Source organism: Pseudomonas sp. JZ134, from assembly GCF_051027695.1.
In the GTDB taxonomy this organism is placed as follows: Bacteria; Pseudomonadota; Gammaproteobacteria; order Pseudomonadales; family Pseudomonadaceae; genus Chryseomonas; species Chryseomonas luteola.
The window spans coordinates 785,953-798,088 of the sequence record NZ_CP069250.1 but is presented as its reverse complement, the minus strand read 5'-3'; the positions used below and the strand labels follow the sequence as shown (position 1 = coordinate 798,088).

Annotated in this window: 8 protein-coding genes; 6 read left to right on the top strand and 2 right to left on the bottom strand. The window is 59.7% G+C overall.

From position 1 onward, the window contains the following. Window positions 1-32: 32 nt before the first annotated feature. A complete protein-coding gene (locus tag JQR86_RS03510) occupies window positions 33-1,412 on the top strand; it encodes a DUF3482 domain-containing protein (protein ID WP_150346677.1) in 1,380 nt (459 codons plus the stop codon). Window positions 1,413-1,415: 3 nt separating this feature from the next. Here JQR86_RS03510 and JQR86_RS03505 read toward each other — a convergent pair whose 3' ends face one another. Continuing rightward, entirely contained in the window at window positions 1,416-2,369 is a 954-nt protein-coding gene (locus tag JQR86_RS03505) for a LysR family transcriptional regulator (protein WP_074822273.1), read from the bottom strand. A gap of 163 nt (window positions 2,370-2,532) precedes the next feature. Between JQR86_RS03505 and JQR86_RS03500 the strand changes: the two genes are divergently transcribed. Further along, window positions 2,533-2,685: a hypothetical protein gene (locus JQR86_RS03500; RefSeq protein ID WP_156913089.1), complete on the top strand. Its 153-nt coding sequence runs from the start codon at window positions 2,533-2,535 to the stop codon at window positions 2,683-2,685. A gap of 64 nt (window positions 2,686-2,749) precedes the next feature. After that, on the top strand, window positions 2,750-4,954 hold the full coding sequence (locus JQR86_RS03495; RefSeq protein WP_434154340.1) for an FUSC family protein: 2,205 nt from the start codon (window positions 2,750-2,752) through the stop codon (window positions 4,952-4,954). 64 nt (window positions 4,955-5,018) lie between these two features. On the opposite strand, the gene JQR86_RS03490 is transcribed toward JQR86_RS03495, so the two are convergent. Continuing rightward, the gene (locus JQR86_RS03490) at window positions 5,019-5,813 is read right to left on the bottom strand and encodes a thymidylate synthase (protein ID WP_010795651.1); all 795 of its coding nucleotides are present in this window, start codon (window positions 5,811-5,813) and stop codon (window positions 5,019-5,021) included. A gap of 386 nt (window positions 5,814-6,199) precedes the next feature. Between JQR86_RS03490 and tkt the strand changes: the two genes are divergently transcribed. The 3 genes from tkt to gnd are packed head-to-tail and all read left to right on the top strand — an operon-like array spanning window position 6,200 to window position 12,118. After that, window positions 6,200-8,293 carry a transketolase gene (gene tkt, locus JQR86_RS03485; RefSeq protein WP_010795652.1) on the top strand — a complete coding sequence of 698 codons (2,094 nt, stop codon included), beginning with the start codon at window positions 6,200-6,202 and terminating at the stop codon, window positions 8,291-8,293. Continuing rightward, window positions 8,293-11,115: a bifunctional transaldolase/phosoglucose isomerase gene (locus tag JQR86_RS03480; protein ID WP_434154339.1), complete on the top strand. Its 2,823-nt coding sequence runs from the start codon at window positions 8,293-8,295 to the stop codon at window positions 11,113-11,115. Before tkt ends, JQR86_RS03480 begins: the two co-directional genes overlap by 1 nt. A gap of 25 nt (window positions 11,116-11,140) precedes the next feature. Then, on the top strand, window positions 11,141-12,118 hold the full coding sequence (gnd, locus tag JQR86_RS03475) for a phosphogluconate dehydrogenase (NAD(+)-dependent, decarboxylating) (protein WP_010795654.1): 978 nt from the start codon (window positions 11,141-11,143) through the stop codon (window positions 12,116-12,118). Window positions 12,119-12,136: the final 18 nt, after the last annotated feature.

Below are 12,136 nucleotides of genomic sequence, written 5' to 3'. Positions count from 1 at the left end.
AACAACGCCTGCTGCGCCTCAGGAGAACGCCCATGACCCAACCGCTCGTATTGGCTGTTGTGGGCCATACCAATGTTGGCAAGACGTCCCTGCTGCGAACACTGACACGCGACATCGGATTTGGCGAGGTTTCCCATCGCGCCAGTACCACGCGTCATGTAGAGGGTGTCCGGCTTTCCGTGGACGGCGAAGCCCTGATCGAACTCTACGATACGCCGGGTCTGGAAGATGCCATCGCTCTGCGGGATTACCTTGATCAGCTCGAACGCCCCGGCGAGCGCTTGGATGGCCCCGCTCGCGTGGAGCGTTTCCTCGATACCGCCGAGGCCCGCAACCGCTTCGAGCAGGAGGCCAAGGTACTGCGCCAGCTGCGCAGCTCGGATGCCGGGCTCTATGTCGTCGATGCCCGCGAGCCGGTACTCGCCAAATACAAGGATGAACTGGCCGTGTTGGCCGGGTGCGGCAAGCCGCTGCTGCCCGTCTTGAACTTTGTGGCAGCCGAGCAGCATCGCGAGGAAGAATGGCGCACCGCACTGGCACGCCTCGGGCTGCATGCCCTGGTGCGCTTCGACAGTGTTGCTCCGCCTGAAGATGGCGAGCGCCGTCTGTATGAAAGCCTGGCCTTACTCATCGAGCCGGCGCGCCCTCAACTGGAGCGGCTGATTGCCGATCACGAGGCTCAGGCAGTGGCACGCCAGCACGGTGCTGGACAGCTTATTGCCGAATTACTGATCGATGCTGCTGCCTGTCGTTATGTAGTGCCGCCAGAGGACGACGCGGTAAAGGCCGCGACTCAACGCCTGCGGGACGATCTGCGTAAGCGTGAGCAGCGCTGCGTGGAGGACTTACTCAAGCTGTACGGCTTTCGCTCGGGCGATGCACGCGCCGCTGACCTTCCATTACTGGATGGCCGCTGGGGCGATGATTTATTCAATCCCGAAACCCTGCGCATTCTGGGTATCCGTCTGACCGGGGGTGTTGCTGCCGGTGCTGCGGCAGGTGCCGGTATCGACCTATTGGCGGGTGGCTTGATGCTGGGTGCTGCAACAGCGTTGGGCGCCCTGGCAGGCGGGCTGCTGCAAACCGGTGGTCATTATGGTCAGCGCCTGCTCGGCAAGCTACGCGGCCAGCGGGAGCTGACCGTGGATGATGCCGTGCTACGCCTGCTCGCCCTGCGCCAGCGTCAACTGGTCAAGGCACTCGATGCCCGCGGTCACGCAGCCATGAAGGCTATCGAAGTGGAAACACCTGAGGATCAGCGCTGGCGTGAGGGCAAGCTTCCTGCCGCCCTGAATCACGCCCGTGCCCATCCGGAGTGGTCTTCGCTCAACGCTTCCCACAAGTTACGAGACGCCAACCGCCGCGAGCAGATCGAAGACCTGGCCGAGCAATTGGCGCAGCAGCCTGACTAATCATCAGGCGCTGACCGGGCCTTCTTCATACAGCCGCTTCACAGCCTGCTCGTCGGCCTTTAGAAGCCCCGGCAAGGTATCGCGCAGGAAGTCCACCAGCGTCCGGATCTTTGCATCCAGGTACTGGCGAGAGGGATACAACGCATAGACATTAAGTGGATACAGGCTGTGGTTTGGCAGGACCTGCTGCAGCGTCCCGTCCTTGAGCCCCTTGACGGCGGCATAGATCGGCAGCGCCCCGATGCCCATGCCAGAAGCAATGGCCTCCATCAAGGCATCCGCCGTGTTGACCTGAAACAGGGTCTGGTCAATTGTTACCAGCTCCTCGCCTTTTGGGCCTTGAAACAACCATTTATCCAGTGACATAGCCTTGTTCACCAAACGCAGGCAACGATGTTGACGCAAGGCAGCCGTCGTCTGGGGGGTGCCGTATTTTTCCAGATAAGCCGGCGATGCGCACAGAATGCTATGAGTACTGCCCAGTCGCTTGGAAAAGTAGCCTGAATCCTTAAGCTGGGAGGCCAGGATCACGGAGACGTCGTAGCCGTCCTCCAGGATATCGGTAAACGTGTTGGTCAGCCGCAGGTCGAAGTTCACCTCAGGGTATTGCTCGCAGTAACGGGCAATCGTCTTGATCAGGTAATGCTGACCCAAGCCGGTCATGGTATGAACCTTGAGTTTGCCCACCGGATGCGCATGGGCATGGCTGGCTTCGGCCTCCGCCTCTTGAATGTAGGCGAAGATCTGTTGGCAACGCTGTAGGTAACGTTCCCCCGCCTCGGTCAGCGCGATCCGACGGGTAGTGCGGTGAAGTAAACGGGTTTGAAGGTGTGTTTCCAGATTGGTGACCGCCTTGGAAACGTAGGCGGTGGTAAGCTCAAGGCGTTGGGCCGCCGCAGTAAAGCTGCCGGCTTCCACAACACACATGAAAGCACGCATGTTAAAGAGATTGTCCATCGTACTCCTCTCAGAGCGGCAAATTCTGGCACAACTCCCTACCCTTTGATTACTCGCTTTACAGTTAATAATCCTTCACGATTTTCCTGCTTATTCCCGCCACCCTGCTCTACATAGAATGGATAGCGCTCGTCTGAGCTAGTGACTGTTTGAGTAGGCCACCGTGCTGCAACTGTTTCGGAAAACGCTTCCGCTTCCCGCTCCGCCTTATCTGATCGTAACGCCCCTGTCAGCCAGTCTGTTCAGGCCGCTGTCTCGTCTGTTCAAGAAGATCTTGCCGCCGCTTCACGGTCAGTGCGCTATCGCCCTGCGCTGACTGCAACGCTGTTTTTCACCCTGACCGATTCACTCCGTGCGCCCTTTGAGCGTCGAGGTTACCGTTGCGCGCTATTTCTCTTGCCAGTCGATTACCGAGCCGCTCGGCCTGGCACCGTGCCCTGCTGGAATGGGCCCGTACCGATGGCATTACCTGGGCCTTCATTTTCAAGGCGCTGCTGACAGCACTGATTGCACTCTGGCTGGCCTACCGGTTGCAGCTGCCCCAACCCAGTACGGTACTGGTCACCGTCTTTATCGTCATGCAGCCCCAAAGCGGACAGGTGCTGGCCAAGAGTTTCTATCGCATCATCGGAACGCTGGTCGGCCTGAGCGTAATGGTGCTGTTCATTGCCCTCTTCGCCCAGGAACGGATCCTGCTGCTCGGCTCGCTGGCCATGTGGGTAGGCCTATGTACGGCGGGCGCTGCACGTTATCGCGACTTTCGCGGTTATGCCTTTCTACTGGCCGGGTACACCGCCAGCCTGATCGGCTTGCCAGCCACGAGCCATCCGGAAAATGCCTTTATGCAGGCCCTGTGGCGTGTACTGGAGATTGGCCTGGGCATCTGCTGCACCGGTGCAGTCAGCGCTATCGTCCTGCCGCAGACGACCCGCACCGTGCTGCGCAATACGCTTTCCCTGCGCTTTCGTGACTTCGCCCGCATGGCCCATGAGGGTCTGAGCGGCACGTTGACCCGCGAACAGTTCGAAACCCTGGCGGCACGCTTTGCGGCCGAGTCCGTAGGCTTTGAAAGCCTGCGCAGCGCCAGTGCGTTCGAAGACCCACACCTGCGTCAGCGCAGCGGTCGGCTGGCCAACCTGGGCAGCCAGTTCATGCAGCTCAACACCCGCTTCCATGCCTTGAACCAACTGCTGACCCGGATCCGCCAGCGCCCGCTCCTGCTGGACGCCTTCTCGCCTTGCCTTTCGGAGATCACCACATTGCTTGCACCGTTCGGGGAGCGGCTGACCACCGAGACTGACGCGGCCCGTCTGGCAGAAAAGCTCGCGCTGCACCGTGAGCCACTGATGCAGTCTATTCGCGAGGGCCGAACGCAGCTTCAGGATCAACAAGTTGGAGACGGCGACCTGCTGGACTTCAACACGGCCGCCGAACTGCTCTACCGTTTTGCCGAAGACCTCTACAGCTACTGCCTGGCCTATGCCACTCTGAACGGTCCCAAGCCACCCAAGACGCCGCCTCCGGAAAGCTTCACCCCCGTGGCCAACCCCATGGCAGCGGCCATTTCCGGTATACGCAGCGCCCTCGTGGTTCTCGTGCTGGGGCTGTTCTGGATCGAAACGTCCTGGCCCAGCGGTGATACCTGTGCGCTGGCAGCCGTCCTGATCTCGGCGCTTTCATCTACTTCGCCCAACCCACGCCGTTACTGCCTGCAATTAGCCGTCGGGACATTGGCCGGCTCGTTGGCCGGCTTTTTTCTGGTGTTCTGGGTGCTGCCCCAACTGGATGGCTTTCCCCTGTTGTTCTACGCGCTGTCGCCGGTGTTTGCCATTGGCGCGTTTTTCATCACCCGTCCCCAGTGGGCGGGTTACGGCACAGGGCTGATGGTGTGGTTCTGCTCGGCGGCCTTGCCGGCCAACGTCACGTTGTATGACGCCAATATCTTCTTCAACCAGTACCTGTCCTATCTGCTCGCCGCCTTTATTGCCGCGGTCGCCGCTGCGGTGCTCATGCCGCCCAATCGCCCATGGCTATGGGGACGTCTCGAGCAGGATTTACGCATGCGGGTCGTCTATGCCATCAGCGGCAAGCTCAAGGGGTTGGCATCAGGCTTCGATAGCAGTACCCGCGACCTGCTCAACCAGGCCTATGTACTTTCCACCGGTCATACCGCCGTGCAGCGCCAGCTTCTGCGCTGGATGTTCCTGTCATTGGAAATTGGTCATGCCATCATCGAGTTGCGCTACGAACAGGAAAACCTGCCCCTGCACCCCTGCTATCAGGAATCGAGACCCTGGCGACAGGCTATTCGCATCATGGGACGCGCCCTGATCCGCCTGTTCGTGCAACCCAGCCCCAAGTATATGGAGCGGGCCTTGTCGGCAGTAGACCATGCCATCGAGACGGCTCAGGCCGCCCAGATTCATCAGGAGCCCAACTCGGGACAGTTCGAACGTTCGCCGCTACGCCGCGTGTGCAGCTACCTGCACTTCATCCGAACCTCGCTGCTGGACCCTAACTCGCCATTGAGCAAGCATAACCGAGGCTTCACGCAGACACGTGCCACGCGGCTGGATGAGCTGTAAGTCGAGCAGATGAACAGCTTCAGACCCGGAGCGCCCTACGCAGGCAGGGCGCTCCAGTGATACATCAAACGGCGACGGGCGCCTTGATGTGAGGATGGGATTCGTAGCCGACCAGCTCGAAGTCATCGAACGTGAACTCGAACAGATCTTTGACCGCTGGGTTGAGCTTCATGGTAGGCAGGGGCAGCGGCTCGCGGGTCAGTTGCAGGTCCGTCTGCTCCAGATGGTTAGCGTACAGGTGGCTGTCACCGCCCGTCCAGATAAACTCGCCCGGCTCGTAACCCGTGACCTGTGCCACCATCATGGTCAGCAGCGCGTAGCTGGCAATATTGAAAGGCACACCCAGGAAAATGTCCGCCGAGCGCTGGTAGAGCTGGCAGGAGAGCTTGCCATCTGCCACATAGAACTGGAACAGCGCATGGCACGGCGGCAGGGCCATCTCATCCACCAGGGCAGGGTTCCAGGCGGAGACGATCAACCGGCGCGAGTCGGGATTCTTCTTGATCATCTCGATAACGTTGGCGATCTGGTCGATATGACGGCCATCCGGCGCGGGCCAGCTCCGCCATTGATAACCGTAGACCGGGCCAAGGTCACCGTTCTCATCGGCCCACTCATCCCAGATGGAAACGCCGTTTTCCTTGAGGTAGGCGATATTGGTCGAGCCTTTGAGAAACCACAGCAGCTCATGAATGATGGAACGCAGGTGCAGCTTCTTGGTGGTGACCATGGGAAAACCATCGGCCAGGTTGAAGCGCATCTGATAGCCGAACACGCTGTAGGTGCCGGTGCCGGTGCGGTCGCTTTTGAAGGTGCCGTGCTCACGCACGTGTCGCATCAGGTCTAGGTACTGTTTCATGCTGGGCTCGGTGCGGCGCCTCGGAGGGCGCGGGAGAAAAGTCAGTGCCTATGATAACGAAGCTGGCTGTTTGGATCACGTGCCCGGTCGTCGCGTGTCGGCCTGATACCTTTAAAGACCTTCAACGCATTCTCTCGCAAAATGAGAGGAACAAACGCCCGCCTGAAAGCTCACACCTCCTAGTACTGTTCCGTCGCATGCGAATCAGCTGTCGAGAAGTAGCTTAACGCCAGCCTATCGGCCGGATCGCCAGCCCAGGCCCTGCGCCTGGATAACCCGCATGCACGGTCAGCCGAGCTGCTGTCCTTGCCTATCGCCTGCATCATGACGAGCCGCGAGACGGCATCCCGGCCATTCGCTTCCACGCTCCAATCGAGGAATCCGCAATGTGCTCTGCCAACACCACTTTTTCCAACGACCCCAACATCGAGCGTGATCAGCTGTGCGTGAATACCATACGCACCCTTTCCATGGACGCCGTGCAGAAGGCCAACTCAGGCCACCCTGGCACGCCCATGGCCCTGGCGCCCGTGGCGTATACGTTGTGGAGTAAGTACCTGCGCTACCACCCTGAGCATCCGGACTGGCCCAACCGCGACCGCTTTGTGCTGTCTGTAGGTCATGCGTCAATGCTGTTGTATTCGCTGCTGCATCTGGCCGGTGTGACCGAGATCGACGAGCATGGCCAGCCCTCCGGCAACCCGGCCGTCAGCCTGGATGACATCAAGCAGTTCCGTCAGATGGATTCGAAGACGCCCGGCCACCCTGAATACCGCATGACTACCGGCGTAGAAACCACTACCGGCCCGCTGGGCCAGGGGTGTGCTAACAGCGTTGGCATGGCGATGGCCCAACGCTGGCTCGGACAGCGCTTCAACCGTGACGGCGCTACCCTCTTCGATTACAACGTCTACGTGCTATGTGGCGATGGCGACATGATGGAAGGCGTCAGCGGTGAAGCGGCTTCGGTAGCCGGGCACCTGAAGCTGTCCAACCTGTGCTGGATCTACGACAACAATACCATCAGCATCGAGGGCCACACGGACCTGACATTCAGCGAAGACGTTGGCGCACGTTTCAAGGGTTATGGTTGGAACGTGGTCCATGTCAAGGACGCCAACGACGCCCTGACCTTTGGCCAGGCCATCGAGTTTTTCCAGGCCCATGACGATGCACCAACCCTGATCATCGTCGACAGCATCATTGGTTATGGTGCACCCAACAAGCACAACACCGCCGCCGCCCATGGCGAACCACTGGGCGCTGATGAAATCCGCCTCGCCAAGAAATCCTATGACTGGCCTGAAGACGCTGACTTCCTGGTGCCGGACGATGCACGAACCTGGCTGCGCGACCAGATGGTTGAGCGCGGGCAAAGCCAATACGAGCAATGGCAGGCAGCGCTGAAAACGCTTGAGCAGCAGGAGCCTACCCTTGTAGACGAGCTCAACCGCATGCGCGCCGGTCAGATGCCTGAAGGCTGGATGGATGCACTTCCAGAGTTCGAAGCCAACGCCAAGGGCGTGGCAACCCGTGAATCCGGTGGCAAGGCACTCAACGCCTTCGCTAGCAAGATCCCGTGGCTGATCGGCGGTTCGGCGGACCTGGCGCCCTCTACCAAGACCAAGCTGACCTTTGACGGCGCTGGAAGCTTCTCAGCGCAGACACCCGCCGGTCGCAACCTCCACTATGGCGTACGTGAACACGCGATGGGCGCTATCGCCAACGGCCTTGCCCTCTGCTACCTGCGCTCCTTTACGGCAACGTTCCTGGTGTTCAGCGACTACATGAAGCCGCCGATTCGCCTGGCCTCGATCATGGAGCTGCCTGTGGTGTTCGTCTTTACCCACGACTCCATTGGTGTTGGCGAAGATGGGCCTACGCACCAGCCCATCGAGCAGCTGGCTCAGCTCCGGGCAACTCCTGGTCTTCTGACCCTGCGTCCCGGTGATGCCAACGAAGCCGTCCAGGCTTGGAAGGTTGCGCTCGAGCAGACCAACCGCCCCTCCTGCATCGTCCTCTCCCGCCAGCCCATGCCGACGCTTGACCGCACCCGCTACGCCTCGGCGGAAGGTACGGCGCGTGGTGCGTATGTCGTGGCGGATGCCGAAAACGGCAAGCCGGATGTCATTATCATGGGTACCGGCAGTGAGGTCGGCCTGTGTGTCGAGGCTTATGAGCAGCTCAAAGCAAACGGTATAGCGGCGCGTGTCGTCTCCATGCCGTGTTGGGAACTGTTCGAGCAGCAGGACGAAGCCTACAAAGAAAGCGTGCTGCCTGATGACGTAACCGGTCGGGTTGCCGTCGAGCAGGCTGGCCCGATGGGGTGGGAGCGTTACGTAGGCCGCAAGGGCGCCATGGTCGTCATGAACAGCTTTGGTGCCTCCGCACCAATCGGCAAGCTGCAGGCGAAATACGGCTTTACGGTTGAAAACGTTGTCAAACTGGCCACTGAACAGGCGAACGCCGGGAGGTCATGATGAGCAGCCTCTTGCGAGAGTTGGGTATGGCCGGTCAGGCCGTCTGGCTGGATTTCGTCAGTCGGGAATTTTTGCGCAAGGGTGAGCTGCAGACGCTCATTGAGCGGGATGGCCTGACCGGCGTTACCTCCAACCCATCCATCTTCGAAAAGGCCATGGGACACGGTACGGATTACGATGAATCGCTAGAGCGCTTCCTCAACCGTGCCGATGCCTCACCGGTCGATGTATATGAATATCTGGCGGTCGAAGACATTCAACAGGCCGCCGACATCCTGCGGCCTGTCTATGACCGTTTAAACGGCAAGGACGGCTACGTCAGCCTGGAGGTATCGCCTTATCTGGCCATGGATACCGAGCCCACCCTGATAGAGGCACGTCGACTCTGGAAAGCTGTCGATCGACCGAACCTGATGGTCAAGGTGCCTGGTACCGAAGCGGGCGCAGCAGCCATCCAGCAACTGATTGCCGAAGGGATCAGCGTCAACGTGACACTGCTGTTTTCCCGGGAATCCTATCGCGCTGTTGCCGAGGCCTACATGGCTGGGCTGGAGACGCGTATTCAGGCTGGAGAAGACATCAGCCGCATAGCCAGTGTTGCCAGCTTTTTCATCAGCCGGATCGATTCGGAAATCGAGAAAAAGATCGATGAACAGCTGAAAGCCGGGAATGACGACGCAACGCTCAAGTCCCTCAAGGGTCGGGTTGCCATTGCCAACGCCAAACTGGCCTATGCTGATTATCAGGCCATGATAGCCAGCGAACGTTGGCAAGCCCTGGCCGCCAAGGGCGCTCAACCTCAGCGACTGCTATGGGCCTCTACCGGCACCAAGAATCCCGACCATCCCGATACACTGTACGTCGATGAGCTGATCGGACCGGACACCGTTAATACCATGCCGCCCAAGACCATGGATGCCTTTCGTGATCATGGCACGGTGAAGGAAACCCTCACTACAGGGTTGGATGAAGCCCGCGCCACACTCGAAGCAACCGAGCGGTTCGGGCTGGATCTGCCGGGCATAACGACAGACTTGGTAAAGGCAGGCGCCAAACTTTTCTCCGATGCAGCTGACGATCTGCTCGGTGCTGTGGGTGCCAAGCGCGTCAAACTGCTGGCCGGTAAACTCAACCAGGCTAAGTTCAGCCTGCCAGAAGACCTGTCCCAAGCCGTCGAGCAGCAGCTTGAGCAGGCCCGCCGCGAAGGCTGGTCACGTCGGCTATGGCACATGGATGCTTCCCTCTGGACCGGTCAGGACGAAGCGAAATGGGGCGGCTGGTTGAAAGCTGCTACTGAGCCGCATATCAACACCTCCGCTCTGGTCATACTGGAACAATCGCTCAAAGCCGAAGGCTATACCACCGCCGTTCTACTGGGCATGGGTGGCTCCAGCCTTGGGCCGGAAGTGCTGGCGAAAACCTTGGGCAACACACCTGAAGGCCTGCGCCTGCTGGTGTTGGACTCTACCGATCCGGCTCAAATTGCCGCCACGGAGCAGTCCATTGATTATGCCTGCACGGTCTTTCTGGTATCGAGCAAGTCCGGCTCGACCCTGGAACCTGAAATTCTCAACGCTTACTTTTTCGACGCTGCCTGCAAAGCGCTCGGAGAGGATCAGGCCAGCCATCATTTCATCGCCATTACCGATCCCGGCTCCAAGCTCGAGGTCAGCGCCAAGGCGCAGGGCTATCGCACCCTCTTCTATGGAGACCCGACCATCGGCGGGCGTTACTCGGTGCTCTCGGCCTTTGGGCTCGTACCGCTGAGCCTGCTTGGACACGATGTAGACAGCCTGTTCGAGATTACGCGCCCCATGGTGCTGGCATGCGATCCCAGTGCACCGCCTGCAATCAATCCGGGCGTTTATCTGGGTGTGGTCATGGGTGAAGCCGTCAAGGCCGGGCGGGACAAGCTGACCCTGTTCGCCTCGCCCCAGATCGCCAGTATCGGTGCCTGGCTTGAACAACTGCTGGCGGAGTCCACAGGCAAACAAGGCAAAGGCATCATTCCGGTCGACCTGGAGCCCCCGGCTGACCCCTCCCATTACAGCAATGATCGTTTATTCGTCTATCTGCGTACAGATAATGACGGCAGCGAACTGGATGCTCAGGTCGAGGCATTGGAAAAGGCCGGCCAGCCTGTAATCCGCATAAGCCTGATGCGGCCTGATCTTATCGGTCAGGAATTTTTCCGCTGGGAAGTGGCTACCGCCATTGCAGGTGCCGTGATAGGCATCAATCCTTTCGATCAGCCTGACGTCGAAGCCAGCAAGGTCAAAACGCGCGCGCTAACCGATGAGTATGAAAAAACCGGACAGCTTTCCAGCGGAAATCCCTTCTTCACCGATGGCGAGCTGGCGTTCTACAGCGATTCCCCCCTGAGCGGCGACTCGGCCGAGCAGGTTCTTCGGGAGCATTTTGCTCGCCTCAATCCGGGCGATTACGCTGCCGTGCTTGCCTATATCGAGCGTAACGGCGCCCACGAAACCCTGATGACGCGGCTGCGGACCCTGTTACGGGATCGTTACCGTGTCGCCACCGTTGGCGGCTTCGGCCCCCGTTTTCTACACTCCACAGGCCAAGCCTACAAAGGGGGGCCAAATAGCGGGGTTTTCCTGCAGATTACCGCCGAACCCCAGCAGGATCTGGCCATTCCCGGACGCAAGGTAAGCTTCGGCATCGTCGAAGCCGCTCAGGCACAAGGGGACCTTTCCGTGCTCGCCGAGCGAGGTCGTCGACATTTACGTATTCACATTCAGCACGGCAATAGCGAAGCAGGGCTGCAACGTATCGTACAATTAGTCGAGGCGGCTATCGCCTGACGTAAAAGCTCGTGGAGGCAACAACATGCAACTTGGCATTATCGGACTGGGCCGGATGGGCGGAAACATTGCCCGCAGGCTGATGAAAAACGGGCACGAGGTCTTCGCATACGACCGCAGCGCCGACTCCATCGAGACGCTGGCCAAAGAAGGCGCCAAAGCAACAACCGGTCTTGAGGACATGATCCAGCAGATGGCTAAGCCACGCGCGCTATGGGTCATGCTTCCGGCGGGTGACCCGACCGAACAGACCATCAACACCCTGGGCCAGATGCTGGAGCCGGGCGACACCATCATTGATGGTGGCAATACTTACTACAAGGACGACCTGCGCCGCGCCAAGGCGCTGGCCGAGAAAGGTATCCACTACCTCGACGTAGGCACCTCTGGAGGCGTTTGGGGCCTTGAGCGCGGCTACTGCATGATGATTGGCGGCGACAAGGAAACCGTGGACCGCCTGGATCCCATCTTCGACACCCTGGCCCCTGGCTATGGAGACATCGAGCGCACCCGTGGACGCAACGCCCCGGACGAGCGTGCCGAGCGCGGCTATATCCATGCAGGCCCGGCTGGTTCCGGTCACTTTGTGAAGATGATTCACAACGGTATCGAATACGGCATGATGCAGGCGTACGCCGAAGGCTTTGACATTCTCAAGATGCGCGGCTCCGAAAATGTACCGGAAGAAGAACGCCTGCAATTGGATTTGGCAGACATCGCCGAAGTATGGCGCCGTGGCAGTGTCGTTTCCTCCTGGCTTCTGGACCTGACCGCTCAGGCATTGGCTCAGGACGTGGAGCTGGAGAAATTCAGCGGATTCGTGTCCGACAGTGGTGAAGGTCGCTGGACCATCGAGGCCGCTATCGAGGAAGCCGTACCTGCCCCGGTACTGACGTCCGCACTGTATGCCCGTTTCCGCTCACGCCAGAAGGCGACCTATGGCGACAAGCTCCTGTCGGCCATGCGCTTCGGCTTTGGTGGGCACGTAGAAATTCCGCAGTAACGCTTTCCGAGCAGGCTT